The organism is Lentzea sp. NPDC102401, from assembly GCF_044765805.1.
GTDB classification, from domain to species: domain Bacteria; phylum Actinomycetota; class Actinomycetes; order Mycobacteriales; family Pseudonocardiaceae; genus Lentzea; species Lentzea sokolovensis.
This window is the reverse complement of the sequence record NZ_JBIWKS010000010.1, coordinates 274,264-297,856: the sequence shown is the minus strand read 5'-3', so window position 1 is coordinate 297,856 and position 23,593 is coordinate 274,264. Positions and strand designations below refer to the sequence as shown.

18 protein-coding genes are annotated in these 23,593 nt (G+C 68.2%); 7 read left to right on the top strand and 11 right to left on the bottom strand.

What is annotated here, in order from left to right; translation table 11 throughout:
* Positions 1 to 94 precede the first annotated feature (94 nt).
* Positions 95 to 2,821: a hypothetical protein gene (locus ACIRG5_RS31840; RefSeq protein ID WP_402911513.1), complete on the top strand. Its 2,727-nt coding sequence runs from the start codon at positions 95 to 97 to the stop codon at positions 2,819 to 2,821.
* Here the strand turns inward: ACIRG5_RS31840 and ACIRG5_RS31835 are convergent.
* Entirely contained in the window at positions 2,818 to 4,353 is a 1,536-nt protein-coding gene (locus tag ACIRG5_RS31835; RefSeq protein ID WP_402911511.1) for an acyl-CoA dehydrogenase family protein, read from the bottom strand. The two genes, ACIRG5_RS31840 and ACIRG5_RS31835, sit on opposite strands and share 4 nt — an antisense overlap.
* Before the next feature lie 170 nt (positions 4,354 to 4,523).
* On the opposite strand from ACIRG5_RS31835, the gene ACIRG5_RS31830 reads away from it, so the two are divergent.
* Together ACIRG5_RS31830 and ACIRG5_RS31825 are read left to right on the top strand one after the other, a co-directional pair.
* The gene (locus ACIRG5_RS31830; RefSeq protein WP_402911734.1) at positions 4,524 to 5,774 is read left to right on the top strand and encodes an FAD-binding oxidoreductase; all 1,251 of its coding nucleotides are present in this window, start codon (positions 4,524 to 4,526) and stop codon (positions 5,772 to 5,774) included.
* Complete coding sequence (locus ACIRG5_RS31825) at positions 5,775 to 7,007, top strand: class I SAM-dependent methyltransferase (RefSeq protein ID WP_402911508.1); 1,233 nt, start codon at positions 5,775 to 5,777, stop codon at positions 7,005 to 7,007.
* A gap of 50 nt (positions 7,008 to 7,057) precedes the next feature.
* On the opposite strand, the gene ACIRG5_RS31820 is transcribed toward ACIRG5_RS31825, so the two are convergent.
* From ACIRG5_RS31820 to ACIRG5_RS31805, 4 genes are all read right to left on the bottom strand, one after another.
* On the bottom strand, positions 7,058 to 7,888 hold the full coding sequence (locus tag ACIRG5_RS31820; RefSeq protein ID WP_402911506.1) for a S1C family serine protease: 831 nt from the start codon (positions 7,886 to 7,888) through the stop codon (positions 7,058 to 7,060).
* Positions 7,889 to 7,954: 66 nt separating this feature from the next.
* Positions 7,955 to 9,988 (bottom strand): EAL domain-containing protein, encoded by a 2,034-nt coding sequence (locus tag ACIRG5_RS31815; RefSeq protein WP_402911504.1) that lies wholly within the window; start codon positions 9,986 to 9,988, stop codon positions 7,955 to 7,957.
* A gap of 175 nt (positions 9,989 to 10,163) precedes the next feature.
* Positions 10,164 to 10,631, bottom strand: a complete 468-nt coding sequence (locus ACIRG5_RS31810; RefSeq protein ID WP_402911501.1) for a GNAT family N-acetyltransferase — start codon at positions 10,629 to 10,631, stop codon at positions 10,164 to 10,166.
* Entirely contained in the window at positions 10,628 to 11,728 is a 1,101-nt protein-coding gene (locus ACIRG5_RS31805; RefSeq protein WP_402911499.1) for an LLM class flavin-dependent oxidoreductase, read from the bottom strand. The genes ACIRG5_RS31810 and ACIRG5_RS31805 overlap by 4 nt, the downstream gene beginning before the upstream one ends.
* Before the next feature lie 192 nt (positions 11,729 to 11,920).
* Here ACIRG5_RS31805 and ACIRG5_RS31800 point away from each other — a divergent pair, with 192 nt between their 5' ends.
* Complete coding sequence (locus tag ACIRG5_RS31800) at positions 11,921 to 13,615, top strand: FAD/NAD(P)-binding protein (RefSeq protein WP_402911497.1); 1,695 nt, start codon at positions 11,921 to 11,923, stop codon at positions 13,613 to 13,615.
* Here ACIRG5_RS31800 and ACIRG5_RS31795 read toward each other — a convergent pair.
* The 3 genes from ACIRG5_RS31795 to ACIRG5_RS31785 are packed head-to-tail and all read right to left on the bottom strand — an operon-like array spanning position 13,604 to position 16,259.
* Positions 13,604 to 14,071 (bottom strand): flavin reductase family protein, encoded by a 468-nt coding sequence (locus ACIRG5_RS31795; RefSeq protein ID WP_402911495.1) that lies wholly within the window; start codon positions 14,069 to 14,071, stop codon positions 13,604 to 13,606. The genes ACIRG5_RS31800 and ACIRG5_RS31795 overlap by 12 nt on opposite strands.
* Positions 14,068 to 14,547 carry an NADPH-dependent FMN reductase gene (locus ACIRG5_RS31790; protein ID WP_402911493.1) on the bottom strand — a complete coding sequence of 160 codons (480 nt, stop codon included), beginning with the start codon at positions 14,545 to 14,547 and terminating at the stop codon, positions 14,068 to 14,070. The genes ACIRG5_RS31795 and ACIRG5_RS31790 overlap by 4 nt, the downstream gene beginning before the upstream one ends.
* Before the next feature lie 56 nt (positions 14,548 to 14,603).
* The gene (locus tag ACIRG5_RS31785; protein ID WP_402911490.1) at positions 14,604 to 16,259 is read right to left on the bottom strand and encodes an FAD-binding dehydrogenase; all 1,656 of its coding nucleotides are present in this window, start codon (positions 16,257 to 16,259) and stop codon (positions 14,604 to 14,606) included.
* Between the two features lie 75 nt (positions 16,260 to 16,334).
* Here ACIRG5_RS31785 and ACIRG5_RS31780 point away from each other — a divergent pair, with 75 nt between their 5' ends.
* Entirely contained in the window at positions 16,335 to 16,754 is a 420-nt protein-coding gene (locus ACIRG5_RS31780; RefSeq protein ID WP_402911488.1) for a cupin domain-containing protein, read from the top strand.
* A gap of 279 nt (positions 16,755 to 17,033) precedes the next feature.
* On the opposite strand, the gene ACIRG5_RS31775 is transcribed toward ACIRG5_RS31780, so the two are convergent.
* A complete protein-coding gene (locus tag ACIRG5_RS31775; protein ID WP_402911486.1) occupies positions 17,034 to 17,720 on the bottom strand; it encodes a hypothetical protein in 687 nt (228 codons plus the stop codon).
* Positions 17,721 to 17,990: 270 nt separating this feature from the next.
* Between ACIRG5_RS31775 and ACIRG5_RS31770 the strand changes: the two genes are divergently transcribed.
* Together ACIRG5_RS31770 and ACIRG5_RS31765 are read left to right on the top strand one after the other, a co-directional pair.
* Positions 17,991 to 18,533, top strand: coding sequence for a hypothetical protein (locus ACIRG5_RS31770; protein ID WP_402911483.1), 543 nt, complete (start codon positions 17,991 to 17,993; stop codon positions 18,531 to 18,533).
* Between the two features lie 251 nt (positions 18,534 to 18,784).
* Complete coding sequence (locus ACIRG5_RS31765; RefSeq protein ID WP_402911481.1) at positions 18,785 to 22,018, top strand: S8 family serine peptidase; 3,234 nt, start codon at positions 18,785 to 18,787, stop codon at positions 22,016 to 22,018.
* A 52-nt stretch (positions 22,019 to 22,070) separates the two neighbouring features.
* On the opposite strand, the gene ACIRG5_RS31760 is transcribed toward ACIRG5_RS31765, so the two are convergent.
* Positions 22,071 to 22,346 (bottom strand): hypothetical protein, encoded by a 276-nt coding sequence (locus ACIRG5_RS31760; protein WP_402911479.1) that lies wholly within the window; start codon positions 22,344 to 22,346, stop codon positions 22,071 to 22,073.
* Between the two features lie 148 nt (positions 22,347 to 22,494).
* Complete coding sequence (locus tag ACIRG5_RS31755) at positions 22,495 to 23,577, bottom strand: mechanosensitive ion channel family protein (RefSeq protein ID WP_402911476.1); 1,083 nt, start codon at positions 23,575 to 23,577, stop codon at positions 22,495 to 22,497.
* Between the last annotated feature and the right edge of the window lie 16 nt (positions 23,578 to 23,593).

Genomic DNA, 23,593 nt, shown 5'->3' with positions numbered 1-23,593 from the left:
TTCGAATCGGTCTGTCCGGCTACCGTCGTTCGCCTTCCGCACGAGTGTGAGGGTGCAGATGACAGGTAGCCGGACAGAACCCGTTTTCCCGGGTTTGCGAGATCTGCTCGGAGTCATTCGCGGTCTTTGCGACCGGCCGGGGTTCTTCTACCGGAGCAAGACCGAGGAAGTGGTCGGTGACCAGCCACTTCCGTTGCTCTACCTGGAGAGCGAAGCCAGTCCGACGCCATTTCTGCACGCCCTGGAGCACAAGCTCGACGAGGGGCGTCCGGCAATTCCGCACGCCTATGTCGACGTGTCCGCGGTGAGTGCGGAGGTGGACAAGAGATGGCCGCCGGAAGCGCGGGAGACCCCGCCGCTGCTGCCGTTGCTGGACGTGCTGAGCCATCGGCTCTCGGAGGTCCACGTCGGCAGCGAGCGGCTGACGCGGTTCGACCACTACCGGCTCGTCGACTGGCTCACCAGCAAGCGGCTGCCGCGCAAGCCGGGCCGTGACGACCGGGCGAGCGTCATCGAGCTGCTTCGGCAGTGGACCGGCAGGACCTCGGGGGACGGCGAGGCGCTGAACCGGGCCGTCGACGCGTTCATCCCGAACCTCGTGACGAGGCTGGGGCTCGGGCTGGTCGCCTGGGTCGGCAGCAAGGCGGGGTTCCGCTGGCTCGGCAAGCGGGTGCCGGGACTCGCGCGGGAGTCGAAGTGGTTCATGCGCGGGCAGAACTTCGCGCTGCCGAATCACTCCATCGAGTTCCTCGGGTTCGCCGAACGCCTCACGCTGGGCAGGCGCGAGTCGGAGAACACCGAGCAGATCAAGCTGCTGCTCGTGCACGCGTTCCTGGAGGACCTGCGGATCTCCTACCGGCGCCGCCGCCGGTTCCTGCCGCGCAGGGCCGGGTTCCGCCGCACCGCCTACATCCCCGTGCTGCTCGACGGCGTGACGAAGGAGAACGGCGGCTGGGAGCTGCTGGAGCTGATCAACGACGTCCGCAACGAGACGGGCGAGCTGGACCCGTTGCTGGTGATCGCGGCCAGCTCGGTGCAGCCGGCGTTGTCGCAGCGGCTCGGGACGACGCCGGTCGCGCCGGACGAGACCGCGGACGCGCTGGCGACGTGGCGGGAGGAGCTGCCGCGCAAACGGCAGATGCTCGCGCCGGACGCCCGCTACCTCATGATCAAGCTGCCGTTCCCGAGCGAGGACAAGAAGAAGTGGAAGGGCGCGCCCGCGTTCACCGCGGCACCGGCGCGCTGGCTCGCGAAGTCGCGGCGGCTGGAGGCGATCATCGCGCTGGTGGTCCTGGTGCTCCTCGTACCGGGATTCGTGGCGGTGCAGAACAACGTCAACGCCAACTGCTCGATCGTCGGGTCCGCGATCTCACCCGGTGTGTCGACGCGGCTGATGGACGTCGAGGGCAACGTCGAATGCGTCGGCTACAGCGACAACGACAGCCAGGTGTTCGGTTCGAACGAACGGCTGCGGTGGACGCAGCAGGCGGTCTTCGCGCAGAACGCCGAGGCCGAACGACTGCGCGAGTCGAACTCCGATCGCCCGCTCGTCTCGTTGCTCTACTTCTCGAGCCTCACCCACAAGGACAGCAACCCGGACGCGGACCACTCCCGAGCGGAGGAGCTGGAGGGAATGCTCCTCAGGCAGCGGCAGCAGAACGACAGGTCGGGCTCGGGACCGTTGCTGCGCATCGTGGTCGCGAACGGCGGCGCGAAGATGAACCGCGCGCACGACGTGCTGGCGGAGATGCTGACCCCGTTGCTGGAAAGGGATCCGGGCATCATCGGAGTGATCGGGCTCGACCGCAGCGTCGAGCAGACCAGGAAGGTCATCACCTCACTCGGTTCGCTCGGTGTGCCGACCATCGGCACCACCCTCACCGAGGCGTCGCTGCCGAAGCTCTCGACGATGTACTTCCAGCTGATCCCCGGCAACGTCAGGCAGGCCGACCTCGTCCGGCAGTACGCGCAGCACGTCCGCGCGACCAAGGTGACGATCCACCACCCGAAGCTGGGGCAGGAGGACGTCTACCTCGACAACCTGGTCGCCGTTCTGGGGCAGGAGCTGGCCAGGTCAGGTGTGCCGTTCGAGGCACGCGAGTGGGCCAACGGCCCGCAGGAGGTGCCGTCGCAGTGCGTCGAGGACCACTCCGGCGAACTCGTGTTCTTCGCCGGCCGTGAAGAGCACTTCGGCGAGTTCCTGCAGGCGGTCGGCAGGAACTGCTACGACAAGAACCGCCTGCCGCGCATCCTCGCGGACGACGCGATCATCCGGTTCATCGCGCAGGAGGCGAGCCGCAAGCGCGACTCCCTGGCCGGCATGCGCGTGTCCTACGTGAGCATGGCCGGACTCGTCGTGCTCGCGGGCAAGTCCTGCGTCGACGGCAAGCCGGACGCCAAGGTGCACGGCGGTCTGCCGTTGGACGCCTTCTGCGCCGGCTACAGCAGATTGGCCAAGGAGGTCAGGGACTCCGCGCTGCCGCGGGAGGACAAGCAGGCCAAGCCGTGGCCCGGCGAGCACATGGCGGTCGCCTATGACGCGGCGGGGCTCTTCCTCGACGCGGTGCGCAACGCCCAGGCACGTCTGGCCGGGCACACCCCGCACCGCGGGGCGATCGGCGGGGAGCTGCGCGAGCTGGAGTTCTTCGGTGCCACCGGACGCACGAACTTCAAGGTGTCGAGGGTCGGTGAGACGAGGAACTTCACGATCCTCGAACTCGCGGACATCTACGACTTCGAGCAGCAGCCGACGTGCGTCTACCTGACCGGTGACCTGTACGGGCCGGACTCGCCGCGCCAGGACAACGGTTGCCCTGCCTAGATCTTCGGTACGGCCCGGTCGATGATCGAGGCGAAGTCGGTGGACTTGGGGAGCGTGCCGAACGCGACTCCCCAGTCCCCGCCGAGCCGTGAGCCGAGGAACGCGTCCGCGACGGCGGGATGCCCGTGCCTGACCAGCAGGGCACCCTGCAGGATCAGTGCCATCTTCTCGACGACCCGGCGCGCCTGCGACTCGTCCACATCGGACAGTGCGGTGCCGAGCTCGTTCAATGCCCTGTCGACGCGCTGGTCGACCCCGGTGACGGCGGCCAGGAACTCCTGCACCGAATCGGGTTCCTTCTTCATCGCGCGCAGGACGTCCAGCGCGGCGACGTTGCCGGAGCCCTCCCAGATCGACATCAGCGGCGACTCGCGGAACAACCGCGGCATCCCGCTGTCCTCGATGTACCCGTTGCCGCCCAGGCACTCCAACGCCTCGGCGGCGTGAACCGGGCCGCGCTTGCACACCCAGTACTTGGTGACCGCGAGGGCGAGCCGCGGCCGGTGCTGGGCCAGCCACATCGCGGTGGTGGTCGCCGCCTCGGACTCGATCGCGAGGTCCGCCAGCACGTTGCGCATGGCCGGTTGGTCGATCAGGTAGTTCCCGAACGCCTTGCGGTGCGCGGCGTGGTGCGCGGCCTGCCGGAGCCCGAGCCGCATGCCCGCCGCCGTGCCGAGGACGCAGTCGAGCCTGGTCGTGTTGACCATCTCGATGATCGTCCGCACGCCGCGGCCCTCGTCGCCGATCCGGTGCGCGAACGCCTCGTCGTACTCGATCTCGGCGGACGCGTTGGACTTGTTGCCCAGCTTGTCCTTCAGGCGCTGCAGGAAGAACCGGTTGCGCGTGCCGTCGGGGAGCACCCGCGGCACCAGGAAGCACGTCAGCCCGCCGGGTGCCTGCGCGAGCGTCAGGAACAGGTCCGACATGGGCGCCGACGTGAACCACTTGTGCCCGGTCAGCACGTAGCCGTCGGTCACCGGCTTCGCGACGGTGGTGTTCGCGCGGACGTCCGAGCCGCCCTGCTTCTCGGTCATGGACATGCCGGCGATCAGGCCCTGCTTGCCCAGCGGAGCCCTGAGGCCGAAGTCGTAGTTCCGCGCAGTGAGAAGGGGTTCGTAGATTTCGGCCAGTTCCGGCGCAACGCGCAAAGCGGGCACCGCCGCGTAAGTCATCGAAATCGGGCATCCGTGGCCGGCCTCGACCTGGGACCACGCGTAGAACTTGGCTGCCCTGTTGAGATGCTTACCGTCGACATAGGCGTGCAATCCGTGCGAAACGGCCACGTTCATCAGTTCGTGCCAGGCCGGGTGGAACTCGACCTCGTCGATCCGGTTCCCGTACCGGTCGTGGGTGTGCAGGACCGGAGGGTTGGCGTTCGCGAGCCTGCCGTGCTCCTGCCACTCGTGGCTGCCCGCGAGCCTGCCCAGAGCGTGCAGGTCAGGGCTGTCGACCCAGCTCAGCAGGGCAGGGTCGTCCGCGACGTCGTGACCGCTCAGCGGCGGCACCTGGTTGGTCACCTCGTGCGTAGCCATGCCTCGCACGCTACTACTCGCTAGTAACTTTAGGCAGGGTGTGTCGAAAGATCGCTGGCCCATTCGGGCTTTTGGGCGCGACAAGGACGCTGACGAGGAATAACGTCGTTCTGGTGAGGGACCATGGGCACAGCTCGGCCGTGGCTGCGCTGAGCGCGCAGTACGCCGCGATGCGCGAAGGTGCGCCAGTGCGGCTCGCGAAGAAGACGTCGAACCTCTTCCGGTTCCGGGCCGACCAGTCCGGCGGGCTCGACGTCGGCAGGTTCGACCAGGTCCTGTCAGTGGACCCGGTCGGACGCACCGCACAGGTGCAGGGCATGACCACCTACGAGAATCTTGTCGCCGCGACACTTCCCCACGGCTTGATGCCGTTAGTGGTGCCGCAGCTCAAAACCATCACCATCGGCGGGGCGGTGGCGGGTCTCGGCATCGAGTCCACGTCCTTCCGCAACGGGCTGCCGCACGAGTCCGTGCGGGAGCTGGAGATCCTCACCGGCGACGGCGAGGTGGTCGTCTCCAAACCGGACGACGACCTGTTCCGCGCGTTCCCCAACTCCTACGGGACGCTCGGCTACGCACTGCGGCTGGAGATCGAGCTGGAGCCCGTGCGGCAGTACGTGCGGCTGCGGCACATGCCGTTCGGATCGTTCGAGGAATGCGCGGCCGTCATAGAGGAGGTCTGCGCGGACGGCTCGGCGGACTTCGTCGACGGCACGGTCTTCTCACGGGGTGAGATGTACCTGACGTTGGGGCACTACGCCGACATCGCGCCGTACACGTCCGACTACACCGGCAACCAGATCTACTACCGGTCCATCCAGAAACGCCGCACGGACCACCTCACGATCCACGACTACCTGTGGCGCTGGGACACCGACTGGTTCTGGTGCTCGCGCGCGTTCGGCGCGCAGAACCCGGTCGTCCGTCGCATGTGGCCGAAGCGCTACCTGCGTTCGGACGTGTACCGGAAGCTGGTCGCCAAGCACCGCCAGTTGCGGCCGCGCGTGGACGTGGAGCCGGTGATCCAGGACGTGGAGATCCCCGTTGCCGGCCTTGCCGAGTTCCTGGACTTCTTCGACCGCGAGATCGGCATCTCGCCGGTGTGGCTGTGCCCGGTTCGCCTGCGCGACACCACGGCCTGGCCGCTCTACCCGATGGACAAGGACACGTTGTACGTCAACGTCGGGTTCTGGTCGGAGGTCCCGGTCCGACCGGGAGAGAAGATGGGTGACCGCAACCGGCTGATCGAGCGCGAGGTGGCTCGGCTGGGCGGCCACAAGTCGCTGTACTCGGACTCGTACTACGACGAGGACGAGTTCTGGCGGCACTACAACGGTTCGCACTACCGGTCCGTGAAGAGCCGGTACGACCAGACGAACCGCTTGCCTGATCTGTACGCCAAGTGTGTCAGGGGACGATGAATGCGGTTGGCCTCCGTTTTCCAGCGCATCACAGGTGGCAGCGACGTTCGCTTCCAGGCCTACGACGGCAGTACCGCCGGGCCTGACGCGGCCTCGGTGTCCATCGACATCAAAACACCGGAAGCCTTGTCCTACCTGGCGTCCGCGCCGGGTGAGCTGGGCCTGGCCCGCGCCTACGTGACGGGTCACCTGGAGATACTCGGCGACGTGCACGCCGGTCTCGCGCAGCTCTCCGAGTTCTCCCTGCGGGAACTCCCGGTGCTGCAACGGCTGGAGCTGCTGCGGTTCCTGGGCCGGATCCGGTTCTCGCACAGGGTCTCGCCGCCGCCGCAGGAGACCCGTCTGCACGGCCTGCGTCACTCGAAGGCCCGCGACTCGCAGGCCATCGCACACCACTACGACGTCTCGAACCAGTTCTACGAGTGGATTCTCGGCCCGTCGATGGCCTACACCTGCGCGGTGTACCCGTCGCTGGAGTCCACTTTGGAGGAAGCTCAGTTCGCCAAGCACGACCTGGTGGCGCGCAAGCTGGGGCTGAAGCCCGGCATGAAACTGCTGGACGTCGGCTGTGGCTGGGGCGGCATGGTCATGCACGCCGCCCGCGAGTACGGGGTGCGCGCGATCGGCGTGACGCTCTCCCGCAACCAGGCGGAGTGGGCGCAGAAGGCGATCGTCGAGGCCGGTCTGTCCGACCTGGCCGAGGTGCGGCACCTCGACTACCGCGACGTGCGCGAGACCGGGTTCGACGCGGTGTCGTCCATCGGTCTGACCGAGCACATCGGCAAGGCCAAGCTGCCCGCGTACTTCTCGGCGCTGTACCGCAAGCTCAAGCCGGGCGGCCGCCTGCTGAACCACTGCATCACCCGGCCGAACAACAAGGAACGGGCGTTGTCGGGGCCGTTCATCGACCGGTACGTGTTCCCGGACGGCGAACTCGTCGGTCCCGGTCACCTCGTGTCGCTGATGCACGACACCGGGTTCGAGGTGCGGCATGAGGAGAACATCCGCGAGCACTACGCGCTGACCCTGGCCGCGTGGAGCCGCAACCTCGACGAGCACTGGGAGGAGGCCGTCGAGGACGTCGGCGAGGCCCGGGCTCGGGTGTGGCGGTTGTACCTGGCTGCGTCGCGGCTCGGGTTCGAGCGCAACAACATCCAGCTGCACCAAGTGCTCGGGGTGAGGCTGGACGGGACGACGTCGCACATGCCGTTGCGCCCGGACTGGCTTTCCTAGGACGGACTGAGGGCCGCGGCTTCGTGCCGCGGCCCTGGTTCTGGGGGCGATCAGCTGAGCTGGTCCACGATCTGCTTGGCCGTGTTGGACGGGATCGCGAACCCGATCCCCACGCTTCCGGCCTCGCCGCTGCTCGACGCCGGCGAGTAGATCGCCGAGTTGATCCCGACCAGTTCGCCGGCCGCGTTCACCAGCGCACCACCGGAGTTGCCGGGGTTGATCGACGCGTCGGTCTGGATCGCCTGGTACGACACGGGCTGCGAGCGACGGCTCTCGCCCGGCACCGTGACCTTGCGGTCCAGTGCCGAGACGATCCCGGTCGTCACGGTGCCCTGCAGGCCGGACGGCGAGCCGATGGCCATCACCGCGTCACCGACCTTCACCGAGCCGGAGTCCGCCCACTTGGTCGGCGTCAGCCCCGAGGCCCCGGAGACCTGCAGCACGGCGAGGTCCGAGGTGGCGTCGGCGTTCACGACGGTGGCGGGGAGTTCCTTGCCGTCGTTGAACTTCACCGTGATCTGGCCGCCGGCCGCCGCCACGACGTGGTTGTTGGTGAGGATCTTGCCGTCCGCGGAGAGGATCACGCCGGAGCCGAGGCCGTTGCCGACGTTGACCTGCACCACGGAGGGCAGCACGTCGGAGGCGACGGCGCTCCAGTCCAGTGTGGACGTGTTGGAGATCGTCTGCGCGGAGACGGAGGTGGAGGTGGGGGTGGAGTCCGGCGAGGCGATCACCGCTCCGGTGACGCCGCCGAACAAGCCCGCGACGAGTGCCGCGGCCGTCAGCATCGGGGCCGTTCGGCGCCAGAACTTCGGGGCGACGACGGCGGGCTGCGGTTCCACCAGTGACCCGCTCATCGCGGGGAAGCTCTGCTCGGTCATGACTCCACGATGGACCCCCATCATGTGAGCCACCTGTGCCGAAACCCTGGAAAACCCTGATAAGAACTAGCTGAGAAGAAGCGCGGAGACCTCCGCGGCGGACAGCGGCGGGCTGAAGTGCGCACCCTGTCCGCCCGTCACGCCCAGCTCGGCCAGTCGCGCGGCCTCGGCCTCGGTGCGGACGTCCTCCGCGTACAGCGGCACCCGCAGGATCGACGCCCACGTCAGCAGCGTCACCGACGCGCTCTCCTCCACGCGGTTCGCGCCCTCGTCCAGGCCGTGCACGACGGAGCCGGTGAACTTCACGCCGGTCAACGGCAGGCGCCGCAACCGGTCGACGCCGACGTTGCCGCCGTTCACCTGGTCCAGCACCAGCCCGACGCCGCGTTCGGCGAGGATCGTGAGCTCCTCGAGCCGCTCGTCGTTCAGCAACGCCGGCAGGTGCTCGTGCAGTTCGAAGCGCAGCAACGACGCGGGCAGGCCGGTGCGGTCCAGCACGCGGACGACCTCGGCGACGAGTTCGGGTTCCTGGCACAGCCTCGTCGGCAGGTCGATCGAGAGCGCGGGCATCCGCGCGCCCAGCGCCTGGTACCAGTCGCTCGCGTGCCGGCACGCGTCGTCCAGCGCCCAGTGCACGAGGCGGACGATCATGCCGTTGTTCGAGGCCTGGTCGAGGAACATCTCCGGGCACAGCACCCCGCGTTCGGGGTGGTCCCAGACGATCTTGGCTTCCAGCGCGAGCACCGAGCCGTCGGCCAGGGAGTAGGCCGGCACGTAGTCGACGCGGAACTGGCCCTCCTCCAGCGCGCCGGGGATGGAGGCCGCGAGCGCGTAACGCTCTTTGTCGTGCACGTCCCGTTCGCGGTCGTACAACGCCCACTGCGCCTTGCCGTCGCGCTTGGCCCAGCCGACCGTGACGTCCGCCGCGCGCAGCAGGTCCGCCGCGTCGCCGCCGCGCGCCGCCCGTGCCACGACGCCGACGCTGGTCGTCACGCCGACGCCGTGCCCACCGAACCAGATCGGCTCCTCCAGGCGTGCCGTGAAGTCCTCGACCAGGGCGACGACGCTCCGCACGTCCTGCGGATCCTTGATCAGGACGCCGAACTCGTCCTCGCCGATGCGCGCGATCTTGGCGATGTCCTCGGAGAACACGGCCCGCAGGTGCGTCGCGACGTGCGTCAGCACGCGGTTGCCCATCTCGTGCCCGAACGCGTCGTTCACGCCGCGGAACCCGTCGATGTCGACCTGCACGAGCGCGAGCGCGTCCGGACCCTTCGACCCGGTGGCGCCTTCGAGCCAGCCGAGGAACTGCGCGCGGTTCGGCAGGCCCGTCTGCATGTCGTTGAGGCTCTGCCGCACGAGTTGCGTCTGCAGCGCGCGCATCTCGTTCATGTTCTCGATCATCGTGACGAGGTACGGCGGCGCGTCGTCCCCCTCGCGCACCAGCGAGATCGCCATGTGCGTCTGGATCGTCTCGCCGTCGCTGCGGATCATCCGCTTCTCGACCCTGATGTTGTCGAAGTCGGACGCGATCAGCTGCTTCGTCATCTCCCGCAGCGCGGGCCTGTCGTCCGGGTGCACGAGGTCGCGGCCGCTCATCTTGCACACCTCGTCGTGCTGGTAGTCGAGCATCGCCAGCAACGCCTCGTTGACGTCGATGATCTCGCCCTTGAGGCCGCTCACGACGATCCCGAACGCCGAGCTCTCGAAGATCGCCCGGAACTTGGCCTCGCTCGCCCTGACCGCGCTCTCGGCCCGGCGCATCGTGTTGATCGCGGCCGTGCGGCTGAGCTCCTGCTGGTTGAGCGTGCGGTCGCGCAGGCCCTCCGCGTACCCGGCGGCGAGCGCGGCCAGCTGGGGCTGCGTGACGGGGATGTGGTCACCGAGGCACGCGAGCGTCTGCTCCAGCGTCGCCGAGGAGATGAAGTCGTGCTCGACCATGGACCGGCCGACCCGCCGTGCCTCGTCCACCCCGCCGCCGAGCAGCTGCTCGACGTAGCCGCCGAGCAGCTGCTCGAGCTTGTCGCGCGTGAAGTTCGCGACGAGGGTGTTGGAGATCGCCGCCGCCCAGGCAACGGCGGGCTCTCGGCTGTCGACCATGTTCATTCAGCTCAGGTGGCCATTCGGAATCGGTCGAACGGGTGATGACCCCACGCGGTCGAACCACCGGGTGTGGGCCCAACCGACAAGCTTACTGATCAGTCGGAACCTGTCCAACGGAACCCTGAATTCCGGTCGAGATACAGCTGTCAGGCCACGAATTCACTCGTTTGAACTAATGAATCACCTTGCTGAAGGCCAGTGGGCCAATTGTCAGGGGGTCTGTATCAACGTCGAACAACGGTGTGTAACCGGTCGCCAGGTACAACCCTTTCGCCTCGGGCTGGCGAGGCCCTGTGGTCAGGTAGATCCTGCTGTACCCAAACGTTCTCGCCTCGTTCTCCAGTTCCACGAGCACCCGCCGCGCCAATCCACGCCTGCGGTGCTGTGAATGCGTCCAGATCCGTTTCATCTCTGCTGTTTCGGCGTCGAACCGCTGGAACGCGCCGCCTGCGACGGCCACTCCGGCTTCCATCAGCAGCAGGAACTGTCCGTTCGGTGGCTCGAACACGTCCGCCGGTCGTTGCATCTCCTCTGCGCCCATTGGTCCGTAGCGAGAGGTGTATTCGTACGTGAGCTCAGCTACCAATGGCGCCGCCTCCGGATCCGATTGCCGGACGCGGCGCACTTCGAGAGTCGTCATGCGGCCTTGGCCCTGTCCCGCTTCGCGACCTCCTCGCGCACGATCGGAATCACGTGGCGGCCGAAGTCGATCGCGTCGTCCAGCAGGTCGTAACCACGCGCGGACAGGATGTCGACGCCGAGGTCGTAGTAGTCCAGCAACGCCTGCGCGACGGTCTCCGGAGTGCCGACCAGCGCGTTGGAGTTGCCCGCGCCGCCGGTCGCCTTCGCCGTCGGCGTCCACAAAGCACGATCGAATCGCTCACCACGTTCCGCGACGGCCAGAAGTCGTTGCGAGCCGGTGTTCTCCGGGCTGGTCAGCGAGTGCCGGCGGCTCAGCGGCCCGTTCGCCTTCCGCGCCTCGATCCGGTCGACCGTCCGGTGCGCCTTCTCCCACGCCAGTTCCTCGGTCGGCGCGATGATCGGCCGGAACGCGACCTGGATCCTCGGCACGTCCGTGCGGCCCGCGTCCTTCGCCGCCTGCTTGACGGACTCGATCTGCTGCGCGGTCTCGGCCAGAGGCTCGCCCCACAGGCAGAAGATGTCGGCCTCCGCGCCGCCCGCCGCGTACGCCGCGGGGGAGGAGCCGCCGAACGACACGTTCGGGCGTGGTTGCTGCACGGGGAACACGTCGCTCACGAAGTCCGCGAAGTGGTAGTGCTCGCCGTCGTGGTCGAACGCGGACCTGCTGGTCCAGGCCTTCTTGACGATCTGGATGTACTCGCGGGTGCGGCCGTAGCGCTGGTCCTTGGTCAGGTAGTCGCCCTCGCGCTGCTGCTCGTGGTCGGTGCCGCCGGTGATGAAGTGCACGGTCAGCCGGCCGTCGCTGATCTGGTCGAGCGTCGCGAACGTCTTGGCGGCGAACGTCGGGTAGGACACGTTCGGCCGGTGCGCCAGCAGGATCTGCAGCTTGTCGAGCCTGCTGGCGAGGTAGGCGGCCGCCGCGGAGGGTTCCGGCGCGCCCGATCCGTACGCGAACAGCACGCGGTCCCACCCGTGCTCCTCGTGTGCCCGAGCGAGCCTGAGCGTGTAGTCCTTGTCGAACGCGCCGTTCGACGACCGCGGCGTCGTCTCCGACCCGTCGTTCGTGGCGGCGATCCCGAGAAACTCAACTGGCATGACCGATTCCCCAGAACTGGTAGTGGGAGTGGGGGCGCGTTGAGGGAGGCGCCCTTCGAGTGCACACCCCGATCTCGTCCGCCGCAACGACGTCCACAGAGCGGGATTTGCTTGCACGCGCGGGGTACTGTGGTGGCGTTCGCGTTGAGGGGCGCGGCTCGTTCTTCGTTGTCCTCCAACGGAAAGACGCGCATGCGCTCACTCGTCGTCATCGGTGGCGGCCCTCGTGCCGCCGGTCTGCTGGAACGCATCGCCGCCCAGTCGCCCACGCTGCCCCTGGCCGTGCACGTCGTCGACCCGCATCCACCGGGAGCGGGCCGGGTGTGGCGGCACGCCCAATCCCCGTTGCTGCGCATGAACTCCATGGCCGAGGACGTGACCGTCTTCACGGACGACTCCTTTGACGGCGCCGGTCCGGTTCGTCCCGGCCCGTCGCTGGCGGAGTGGACCACCATCGACCCCACGTCGTTCCCGTCACGTCAGGTGCAGAGCAGGTACCTGGCGTGGTTCTTCGGCCACGTGACGAAATCTCTGCCTCCGAACATCTCTGTGACCGTGCATCAGGCGACGGCGCTGAAGGTCGTGGGCAACCGGGTGTGGCTCGACAGCGGCGAGTCCCTGAACGCCGACGTGCTGGTGCTCGCGCTGGGACATCTCGACGCCGAACCGGAACCCGAGCACCGCAAGCTCGCCGAGCACGCCTCGGAGCACGGCCTGATCTACGTGCCGCCGCTGTACTCCGCCGACGCGGACCTGTCCGCCGTTACAGGGGACGTGGTGCTGCGCGGTTTCGGGCTCGCGTTCGTCGACCTCATGGTGCTGCTGACCGAAGGACGCGGCGGGCGTTACGTGCGCGGCTCGGACGGGCTCACGTACGTGCCTTCCGGTGCCGAACCGACGCTGTACGTGGGTTCGCGGCGGGGCGTGCCGTACCACTCGAAGACCGGCTACCGGTTGCAGGGAACCCGCCCGGCGCTGCCGCACTTCTTCGTCGCGGACGCCTTGCAGGGGCGGGCTTTGGACTTCCGCGACGACGTGTGGCCGTTGATGGCCAAGGAGATCGCCTGGGGCCACTACCACGAGCTGTTCACCGGACATCCCGGGCTGGTGCGGATGCCGTTCGTGGAGTTCGCCGCGTCGTTCACCGCTTTGTCCTGGTACAGCCAGGAGATGCGTGAGCTGGAAGTGCTCGCCGTGCCCGATCCGGCCGACCGCATCGACTTCGAACGCCTCGACCGCCCGCTGGCCGGCGTGACGTTCGCGTCGGCCGAGGAGTTCCAGGAGCACCTGCGCGGGTACGTCGAAGCGGACGTGGCCCGCCGCTCGGATCCGCGGCACAGCGCCGATCTGGGGGCGTTCCTGGCCCTGCTGTCGGTCTACGGCCAGCTCGCGGGCCTCATGCCGTTCGACGGCTGGTGGCACGGCTACTTCAGCTACCTGGCCTCCGGACCGCCGCCGGACCGGCTGGAGGAGCTGCTGGCGTTGTCGCGCGCGGGAGTCGTGCGGTTCCTCGGCGCCGACATGTGGGTGGACGCCGTGGAGGGTGCGTTCGTGGCCGGCAGTGCCACGACGCCGGAGGTGGTGCGCGCCAACGGTCTGATCGAGGCCCGTCTGCCGACGCATTCGTTGTCGCGCACGGCGGATCCGGTGCTGCGGTCGTTGCGGGCGGTCGGCGACGTCTCCGAGGACGCCGCCGGGCTGGTCCGGGTGTCGCCGGTGGGGCGCCTGATCAACGAGAACGGCGACGAGGACCCGGTCCGGTTCGCCGTAGGTCCTTACACGACGGGGAAGGCGTTCGCGGCGTTCGCGCGGCCGCACACGAACGCCCCGGCGTTCCGGCAGAACGACGTGCTGGCGCGGGAGATCCTCCGCCAGTTAGGCGACTGAGGTGTAGCGCCCCTGGTGCCGCACCAAGGGCGCGGCGATGTCGGTGTGCGTGATGTCGAGCGGCTCGCCGACGAGCGCGATGTGATCGCCGACCGCGATCCGCCGCGACGTCCGGCAGCGCAGCCGTACGGGGGCGTCCAGCAGCACCGGCACGCCGTCGTCGTCGGGCTGCCAGCGCGTGTCCGGACCGAACCGGTCGACGCCCTTCGTCGCGAACAGGTCCGCCAGCCCGGTCTGCGCGGCGCGCAGCAGGTGCACGGCGAACAGGGGCGCGGTCCGCAGCACCGGCCACACCGAGGCACCCTCGCCGATCCAGACGACGACCAGCGGCGGTTCGAACGACACGGAGGTGAACGACGAGACCGTGGTGCCGACCGGACCCTCCTGGCCGGTCGCCGTGACGATCGTGACGGCTTGGGCGTGGTGCTTCAACGCGTTGCGCAGCTGTTCCTTCATCGCAGCACCTTCAGGGCGTCCAGGTCGAAGTCCGCGGCATCGGCGGGCAGTGCCGCCTCGTTGAGGAACAAAGCCTGTGGCACCAACGCACCCAGCTCGGCCAGCACCGGCCTCAGGTGCACCTCGACGGCCAGCGCGTGCTTGTCCGACGCGGCGATCTGGAGCGGTACGACGACCTTGCCCTTCAACCACCCCGGCGGCGCCTGGTCCAGCACGGCCTTGAGCAGACCGGTGTACGCGGCCTTGTACGTCGGCGTGGCCACCACCAGCACGTCGGCCTCGCCGAGCGTCGCCAGTGCGGCCTTGATGGTGTCGGGTTCCGTGAAGACGGCGGGCGCCAGCGTCGCCGCCTCGACGACGGGCCCGTCGACGGGCACGCCCAGCGTCGAGGCCAGAGCCTCGCGCAGGGCCAGGGCCGCCTGCAGCGTGCGCGAGGCGGGCCGCGGGTTGCCGACCAGAACACCGATCTGCGTCATGCCTTCAGCACAGTCGCAAGCCGGAGGACCGTCAACCCGCGTCCACCACGCGAGAACTACTTGACGGCCTCCGCCGCCGAACGCCCGGCGACCCGTCCCGAGAACAGGCAGCCGCCGAGGAACGTGCCCTCCAGCGCGCGGTATCCGTGCACGCCACCGCCACCGAACCCGGCGGCCTCACCGGCGGCGTACAGGCCCGGCAGCACCTCGCCGGACGTGTCGAGAACCCGCGACGACAGGTCGGTGTGCAGGCCGCCCAGCGTCTTGCGGGTGAGCACCGACAGCCGCACGGCGATCAGCGGACCGGCCTTGGGGTCGAGCAGCCGGTGCGGCTCGACGACGCGGATCAGCTTGTCCGTCAGGAAGTTGCGGGTCTGGCGGATCGCGTTGATCTGCATGTCCTTGCTCAGACCGGCGGTGACCTGGCGGTCGCGTTCGACGATCGTCTTCTCCAGCGCGGCCGCGTCGATCCGCGAGTCGCCGGTCAGCGCGTTCATGCCGCGGGCCAGGTCCGCGACCGTGCCGGCCTGGATGAACTCCTTGGACTTCTGCGCGAACGCCTCGACCGGCGCAACGGCACCCGGCAGCGCGCGCTTGAGGACGGCCTTGGTGTCCTTGCCCGTCAGGTCCGGGTTCTGCTCGGAGCCCGACAGCGCGAACTCCTTGCCGATGATCCGCTTGTTCAGCACGAACCACGAGTGCTCGTGCCCGTTCGAGGTGATGTGCTGCAACGACCCCAGCGCGTCGAAACCGGGGAACAGCGGGATCGGCAACCGCTTGCCGTCGGCGTCGAGCCACAGCGGCGACGGGCCGGGCAGGATGCGGATGCCGTGCCGCGACCACACCGGCGCGTAGTTCGCGATGCCCTCGGGGTAGTGCCACATGCGGTCCTCGTTGATGATCGCGCCGCCGGCCTTCTGCGTGATCTCCATCATCGAGCCGTCCACGAAGTCCGGCACACCGGCGAGCATGAACTTCGGCGGCTTGCCCATCCGCTCCGGCCAGTTCTTGCGGACCAGGTCGTGGTTGCCGCCGATGCCACCGGACGTGACGATCACGGCCTGCGCGGAGAGCGAGAAGTCGCCGACGACCGTCCGGGAGCTGGGTTCGGCCCTGGCCACCGACGACGGCTCCAGCACGTCACCGGACACGCCGTCGCACACGCCGTTGGTGACGTTGACGCTCGTGACCTTGTGGCGGAACTTCAGCGTCACGAGTCCTTTCGCGACAGCCTCCCGCACCCGGCGTTCGAACGGTTCGACGATGCCCGGCCCGGTGCCCCACGTGACGTGGAAGCGCGGCACCGAGTTGCCGTGCCCGTCCGCCAGGTAGCCGCCGCGCTCCGCCCACTGCACGAACGGGAACCAGCGCACCCCCATGTTGTGCAGCCACGAGCGCTTCTCGCCGGAGGCGAAGTCCACATAGGCCTGTGCCCACAGCCGTGGCCAGTGGTCGCTCTCCCGGTCGAACGCCGCCGAGCCCATCCAGTCCTGCAGCGCCAGGTCGTGCGAGTCCTTGACCCGGAGCCTGCGCTGCTCGGGGGTGTCCACCAGGAACAGCCCACCGAACGACCACCAGGCCTGGCCGCCGAGCGACGCTTCCGGCTCCTGGTCGAGGAGAATGACCTTGCGGCCCGCGTCCGCGAGCTCTGCGGTCGCGACGAGACCTGCGAGGCCCGCGCCGACGACGATGACATCCGCGTCATGTGCCATCGGGCGAGTCTAGATCTACCGCTGGTCACGCACGAGACCTGAGTTAGTTTCACTTTTTGAGGGGATGACGGCCCAGTGAGCTTCCGACCGGCCTCCGAGGTGGGTTTCACCACTCCGACCACGCGTTTTGTCGCGCCAGGGTCGGTCACGAACGGTGAGTTCGGCCTGTTCGAATGGCGGATGGAGGCCCGTCAGCCGGGCGCGCGCCCGCACTTCCACAAGACGTTCTCCGAGTCGTTCTACGTGCTCGAGGGCGAGATCACGCTGCTCGACGGCGAGGAGTGGACGACAGCGGGCGAGGGCGACTTCCTCTACGTGCCTGCTCATCGCCCGCACGCGTTCCGCAACGACAGCGACGCCCCGGTCCGGATGCTGATCCTGTTCTCGCCGGGAATCGCCCGCGAGAACTTCTTCCTGGAGGTCCGCAACGCCAAAGGGCTCTCGCCAGAGGAGCTCGTCGCGTTCTACGAGAGCCACGACCAGTACAACCTGTGAGGGTGCCGTCGACCGCCACTACCGGTGAGGGGGGTTTACCGGAGTGCCGGTCGACGGCGGGTTGACCGCGGCGCGAGCACGCATCGCCTGCGGAAGGGCTTTTCCGACCTGGGGGTGTCGGATCGCCCTGGCGCGCAGCTCGAGCGCCAGCGGCCAACCACTTTGTTGAACGTACAACCGGACCGCTGTGTTCCGGTCGGCTTTCACTGTGACCAGGCTCAATTCCTTCAGCTCGCCTTCAGGTTCTGAACCGGTCAGACGCAGCTGGTGATCAATTGCTCACGAAAGGTCGTTGAGCTTGCGTTCCGCAGCTTTGCGGGCCTTCTCGGCGGCAGAGGTGACCCGCTTGGCGTCCTCCAGCCGTTCCGCCGCCCGGTCGAACGCCCGCTGCGCCGCCAGCTGGTCGGCCTGAGCCTCCCCGAGTGCCTGCTCGGCCTCGTCCAGCGCCTGCCGCGCCTCGGCCCGCTTGCGCTCCTGCCGCTCGCGCCGTTTGCGGGCCAGCGCGTCCTCACCGTCCTGCGCCGGCTCGGGCGTGGGCAGCGCGAACCCGAACCCGGAGTACTCCAGCCCCTTCGTCAGCTGCCCGTTGCGGACCTGCTCGGCGGACTCTGGGTCGGCCATCGCGGCCGTCAGGGTGTTGCGGACCTGCGTGACGGCGTCGTCCGCGAGCGGTCCCGTCAGCTCCAGCGTGCGGTAGACGAGAGCTTCCATGAGCTCTTTGCGCTTGCGGCCGAGCTCCCGCATGGTCAGCTGGGCCGTGGAGAGGCCCAGGGCCTCCTCCAGGCCCTCAGGCGCGTCCCTGACGAGCTTGTTGACCGCCCAGGCGCCCACGGTCGGCCTGCGCAGCTCCTGGATGGCCTTGGCGAGGTCCTTGTCGTCGGCCTGCTTGGCCGCGGCGTTGCGGGCCGCGGTGAAGTCCTTCGGAGGCAGGCCGTAGAGCTCGTCGGCGACCGGCTTCAGGTCCATGGGCGCAAAATAGCGCCTGACCGGCCCTCAGTCCTGCCGAATGATCTGGTGCCCGCGCTGTCCCGTGACAACGCACACGGGCTTGCTCAACAAATCCAGGGCCGCAGGCGTCTGAAAGTCAGGTGGTTCGTGCGGGGATCAACCCCCGTGACCACCTGGTCGGCAGGCACGGCGGGCAGACCGCGGTATTCCGCCCGCACCGGCATCCGACCGTCCTGGTTTCGCACCGAACAATGTCGGGCCCCGCAATCGGGTAAACAGGATGGAGACATGCACACCAGGTGGAGATGGTTCCTGTTCGGCCTCGGCGCAGCCGTGGCCGCGATCGGTCCGCTCGCGGCACTGAACGGCCCCTGGTACGGCTACGTCTTCGGCGGCCTGTGGTTCCTCATGGGCGGCACGGTGGCGTGGCGGACCTTCAAACTGGGCACGAAGCTCACCGCCCAGGGCATCACGTCGAACGGCCTCGATCGCGAGACCACCGTCGAGTGGTGCGACGTTCAGGGGTTCGAACCGAAGCGCAGCCGGAACCTGATCTTCTTCCACACCATCACGCCCGCGGCACAACTCCGCCGCGGCACGCACGTGCTGACCGAGCTGAGCCTGCTCTCGATCAAAAAGGACTCGGTGCCCGAACGGACCGCGAAGCACGTGACGGAACTGCGGCAGGCGCTCGAAAGGCATCGGGGCAGGTGCCCGGAGTGCGGAGCGCAGCCGAAAGTGCTCGTGACCGGGCAGGGGATGGTGGCGCGCCTGCGGTCCCGATTGCGTTCGCTATTGGGCGGAAATAGCGATCAGTCCATCGCCCGATGACGAGATCCTGTTACACGCCAACACCGTTCACCGTTGACACAGCCTTGACATTCCCCTCCATCAGCTCTTGACTGGAGAGTGGTTGCTCGTTCCACGGCAGAAAAGAAACACGCAGCACTAAAAGTGTGCCCGTTCAAGCCGCTGAACAGTCCAATGTGGATCTGGGAATTACTCCGGTCCGACGATTGCCACTCGTGAGACGAAGAGATGTGCTTCGGAGCACTCTTTACCCCACGAAGGGCACATGCGCCGTGAAGAACTGGAGACGCCGCACCGGAACGGTCTTGCTGACCGCGGTGCTGGGCACTACCGGGATCGGCTTCGCCGCCACCCCCGCCATCGCGCAGAACGCGTCGCAGCAGCCGGCCGCTGACAAGCAGCTGGACAAGCAGGACCGTGCGCTCGTCGACGAGGCCGCCCGTGAGGGCAAGCCGACCGTCGACCTCCTGGTCGCCGCGGAGGACGGCAAGACCGACGCCGCGGTCAACGACCTCAAGGCGCTCGGCGCCACGGTCCAGAAGACCGAGAAGGACGTCGACTACGTCAAGGTGACCATCCCGCGTGAGAACGCGGCGAAGGCCGCCAAGCTGGCCTCGGTCAGCACCGTGGACGTCGACGGGCTCGTCGCCCTCGACAACCCGCGTCCCGAGGGCATGGAGCAGCCGGCACCGCAGAAGGCGCCGGACTCGAAGACCCCGCGCACCAACCCGTACATGCCGACGCAGGACACGCAGGCGGCGCAGTTCGCCACCGCGCACCCGCAGTGGGACGGCCGCGGCACCACGATCGCCGTGATCGACTCCGGCATCGACCTGGACACGCCCGCGCTGCAGACGACCAGCACCGGTGAGCGCAAGGTCATCGACTGGTACAACGCGAACGCCACGAACTCCGGCGACGGCACCTGGGTCACCATGACCAAGACCGGCCGCGTCGGCAAGTTCGTCGAGGGCGGCAAGGAGTACACGGCGCCGGCCACCGGTGGCCCCTACTCGTTCGGCCTCTTCCGCGAGACCGCGGGCGACCTGAACCTCGCCAACAGCGAGACCGGCGGCGACATCAACCGCGACGGTGACCGCACGGACGCGTTCGGTGTCCTCCAGGACATCACGACGAAGGAAGTCTTCGTCGACACCGACGGTGACGGCAACTTCACCAACAACAAGCGCATGATCGACTACAAGGTCAAGCAGGACAGCGGTTTCTTCGGAACCGACAACCCCGCGACCCCCGTCGCCGAGCGCGTCGCGTTCGTCGTGCAGACCGACCGGTCGATCTACGACAACGCGGGCACGCCGTACGTCAACCTCGGCATCGCGGGCGCCGCGCACGGCACGCACGTCGCCGGCATCACCTCGGCCAACAAGCTGTTCGACGGCAAGATGGCCGGTGCCGCCCCCGGTGCGAAGCTGATGGCCATCAAGGCCTGCCTCACCACGCCGTCCTGCACCAGCTCCGGTCTCATTGACGGTGTCCTCTACGCCGCGCGCAACGGCGCCGACGTCGTGAACATCTCCATCGGTGGCCTCCCGGCGCTCAACGACGGCAACAACGCCCGTGCGGAGCTCTACAACCGCACGATCAACGAGTACAACGTCCAGCTGTTCATCTCGGCTGGTAACTCGGGCGCGGGCGCCAACACCGTCGGTGACCCGTCGGTCGCCACGGACGCGGTGAGCGTCGGCTCGTACATCACCAAGGAGACCTGGCTCTCCAACTACGGCTCGAAGACCGCGCAGAAGCAGAACCTGCACGGCTTCTCGTCGCGTGGCCCGGCCGAGGACGGCGGCTTCAAGCCGAACATCGTCGCGCCCGGTTCGGCGATCTCCACCACGCCGCGCTGGCAGCCGGGTGGCCCGGTGGCGGGCACCTACGCCCTCCCGGCCGGCTACGCGATGTTCAACGGCACCTCGATGGCCGCCCCGCAGGCGACCGGTGCCGCCGCGCTGCTCGTGAGCGCGTTCAAAGCCACGCACAACGGCACGAAGCCGACCAGCGCCGAGCTGCGTTACGCGATCCAGCGCAGCGCGAACTACGTGAGCACCCTCGGTGCCTACGAGCAGGGCGCGGGCCTCTTCAACACCAACGCCGCGTGGACGTTGCTGGACAAGCACTCCGTGCCGGACAAGGTCACCACGGCCGTCCAGGTCAACACCGTCCTCAGTGGACTGCTCGCCACCCCGAACGTCGGCATCGGCATCCACGACCGTGAAGGCGTGACCGCGGGCCAGGAGTACACCCGCACCTACACGCTGACCCGCACCACGGGCCACGACGACGAGACGTACAACGTTTCCTGGAAGGGCAACGACGGCACGTTCACGGCGCCGAAGAAGGTGGAACTGCCGCTGAACAAGGCAGTCCAGTTCGCCGTCAAGGTCAAGGCCAAGACCGCGGGCGTGCACAGCGCCGTCCTGCAGCTCGACAACCCGGAGACCCCCGGTGTTGACGCGCAGACCCTGAACACCGTGTTCGCGGCGGAGAACTTCAACGCCGCCAACAAGTTCTCGGTCACCAAGTCCGGCACGATCGCGCGCAACCAGTCGACCAGCCTCTTCGTGAACGTGCCCAAGGGCACGAGCGCGCTGAAGGTCGACCTGGCCGGCGGCGGCGCCGAGGCCGGCAAGGGCCAGGTCCGCTTCCTGCGCTACACCCCGCAGGGCATCGGCTTCGACTCCAACACGTCGACCAACTGCTACAACCCGGACGCGGGCGCCGGTTGTGCCGGTGGCACCCCCACCAGCCGCACGGTGGCCAACCCGATGGCCGGTGTGTGGGAGATCGTGATCGAGGCGCGCCGCACCTCCGACGCCGACGAGGCGCCGTACTCGGTGACCGCGTCCGTGCTCGGCACGTCGGTCAGCCCGAACCCGGACACCATCGCGTCCGCGACGCTGGGCACGCCGATCGAGCGCTCCTACACCGTCACGAACACGCAGGCCGAGTTCACCGGCCGGCTCGCGGCGCAGCCCGCGCTGGGCAGCGCGAAGCAGGCCCGTCCGACGATCGCGAACCTGGAGGTTCAGCAGTACCAGGTCGCGGTCGGCGCCGGCGCGACGAGGCTCACCGCCACGATCGGCAACACCGCCGACCAGGGCGCTGACCTCGACCTGTCCGTCTACAACTGCACGACGGGCTCGTGCGTGCTCGCCGGTCAGTCGGCGGACGCGGACTCCGAGGAGTCGGTGACGATCGCCAACCCGGCGGCCGGCAACTGGCTCGTCGTGGTGGACGGCTACGCGGTGCCCGCGGGCACCACGGAGTTCGACTACTTCGACGTCTTCACGTCGGCCGGTCTCGGCACGCTGACCGTGTCGGACACCAACGCCCAGCGTGCGGCGGGTGCGACGTGGAACGCCACGGGCGTCATCACGCCGCAGGGCGTGCCTGCTGCCGGCCGCGTGCTGCGCGGTGAGCTCGAGGTCCGCACCGACGAAGACGTCGTCGTCGGCGGCGGTGCCGTGATCATCCAGTCCGTCAGCTAGCAGCTCTCAGAAAACGCAGAAAGCCCCAGGGTCCACGAGATCCTGGGGCTTTCTACGGTTCAGGCAGCTTGTTGCCGAGCGGCTCGTCCAGATCCACCCTGGACACGCCGATGATCAGATACGCGTCTTCCACCTTGTCGACCGGCATCTCGGCGCGCAGGTAGCCGATTCTGGGATCGCGCGACTCGACGGTCGCGCCCAGCCTCGTCAGTGCCTGCTCGACCTCCTCGTCGCGTCCCGGCTGCACGGAGATCATCAGTGGCACTGTGAGGTGGCCGTCACGCTTCGCCTGCTCGAGCCGGATCCTGTCCGGTTTCGCTGAGGACACGGTCGGCACCTCCGCCAAGGGCACGGCTGGAGACCCGTTCGTACCACAGCTTGCGAGAGCCAGCGCGCAAAACGCGACGGCGAGCGGTCTTCTCATGTGGTGAGGACGGAACGAGCTCCGCGGGCGGTTGCATCCTGTTTTCGCACCGTCACTGCTTCGGTCCCGCAAACGCTTGCTCCCGCAACGCCCCGTCAAGACTCTCACCGAACACCCGAGCGTCCGTGTGCTGGTCACCGGCGGGCTGAGACTTCTTGACCCCGCTCACGGCCTTGGTCCTGACCTGCGGCAACGCGCCGCCGTGCTGCCGCTGCACCCAGTCCACCAGGTGCTCACGCGTCAGACAGCGCAGGTCCCACAGCTTCCCGGCATCAGCGGCGCTGACCAGCGCACGCAACCGCACGAACCCCTGTGTGGCCTGCGTGACCTGGAGAACGGACACCCGCCCGTCCCACAGATCGCTGCCCTCCAACATGGACCGCATCTCCTGCCGCATCGCCTCGACCGGCACCGTCCAGTCCAGATCGAGCTCCACGGTCCCGAGCAACGCCGACTGCGTGCGCGTCCAGTTCTCGAAGGGCGTCTTGAGGAAGTACGAGGTGGGAAGCACCAGCCGCCGGTCGTCCCACAGGTGCAGCACGACGTACGTCAGCGTGACGTCCTCGACCCGCCCCCACTCACCTTCCACCACCACAACGTCATCGAGCCGCACCGCGTCACTGAACGCGATCTGCAGCCCCGAGATCAGGTTGCCCAGCAACGACTGCGCGGAGAACGCCGCCACAGCACCAATAACAGCCGCTGAGGCCAGCACGGTGGACCCGACAGCCCGAGCCCCGGGAAACGTCATGAGGATCGCGCCGACCGCCAGCACCCCGATGACCACCAGAACCAGCCGCCGCACCAACGTGATCTGCGTGTGCACCCGCCGCGCGTGCCGGTTGTCCGTGACATCAGTACGAATCCGCGACAGCGAAACGTCCACAAGGGTGCTGATCAACGCGGCCAGCAACCAAGCTCCGGCCAGGATCAACGCGATTCCCAGCGCGTGCAACGTGACCGGCGCGTTGACCGGGTACACGCTCAGGCTTATCTGCGCGGCCAGCAACGCCCCGAACGCCTGTCCGGGCCGGTACATCTTGCCGCTGTGGGTGAAGCGGCGGACCAGGCGGTGGATCACCTCCACCACGAGCAACGCGAAGGCCACCGAGCAGCCCATGACGACGAAAAGCACTGTTCCTCCTCCCGTA

What these genes read in the sequence shown, in the direction of transcription:
- ACIRG5_RS31835 (WP_402911511.1), bottom strand. Translation starts at nt 4,353, where the DNA reads ATGGCTACGCACGAGGTGACCAACCAGGTGCCGCCGCTGAGCGGTCAC.
- ACIRG5_RS31830 (WP_402911734.1), top strand. Translation starts at nt 4,524, where the DNA reads ATGCGCGAAGGTGCGCCAGTGCGGCTCGCGAAGAAGACGTCGAACCTC.
- ACIRG5_RS31825 (WP_402911508.1), top strand. Translation starts at nt 5,775, where the DNA reads ATGCGGTTGGCCTCCGTTTTCCAGCGCATCACAGGTGGCAGCGACGTT.
- ACIRG5_RS31820 (WP_402911506.1), bottom strand. Translation starts at nt 7,888, where the DNA reads ATGACCGAGCAGAGCTTCCCCGCGATGAGCGGGTCACTGGTGGAACCG.
- ACIRG5_RS31815 (WP_402911504.1), bottom strand. Translation starts at nt 9,988, where the DNA reads ATGGTCGACAGCCGAGAGCCCGCCGTTGCCTGGGCGGCGGCGATCTCC.
- ACIRG5_RS31810 (WP_402911501.1), bottom strand. Translation starts at nt 10,631, where the DNA reads ATGACGACTCTCGAAGTGCGCCGCGTCCGGCAATCGGATCCGGAGGCG.
- ACIRG5_RS31805 (WP_402911499.1), bottom strand. Translation starts at nt 11,728, where the DNA reads ATGCCAGTTGAGTTTCTCGGGATCGCCGCCACGAACGACGGGTCGGAG.
- ACIRG5_RS31800 (WP_402911497.1), top strand. Translation starts at nt 11,921, where the DNA reads ATGCGCTCACTCGTCGTCATCGGTGGCGGCCCTCGTGCCGCCGGTCTG.
- ACIRG5_RS31795 (WP_402911495.1), bottom strand. Translation starts at nt 14,071, where the DNA reads ATGAAGGAACAGCTGCGCAACGCGTTGAAGCACCACGCCCAAGCCGTC.
- ACIRG5_RS31790 (WP_402911493.1), bottom strand. Translation starts at nt 14,547, where the DNA reads ATGACGCAGATCGGTGTTCTGGTCGGCAACCCGCGGCCCGCCTCGCGC.
- ACIRG5_RS31785 (WP_402911490.1), bottom strand. Translation starts at nt 16,259, where the DNA reads ATGGCACATGACGCGGATGTCATCGTCGTCGGCGCGGGCCTCGCAGGT.
- ACIRG5_RS31775 (WP_402911486.1), bottom strand. Translation starts at nt 17,720, where the DNA reads ATGGACCTGAAGCCGGTCGCCGACGAGCTCTACGGCCTGCCTCCGAAG.
- ACIRG5_RS31770 (WP_402911483.1), top strand. Translation starts at nt 17,991, where the DNA reads ATGCACACCAGGTGGAGATGGTTCCTGTTCGGCCTCGGCGCAGCCGTG.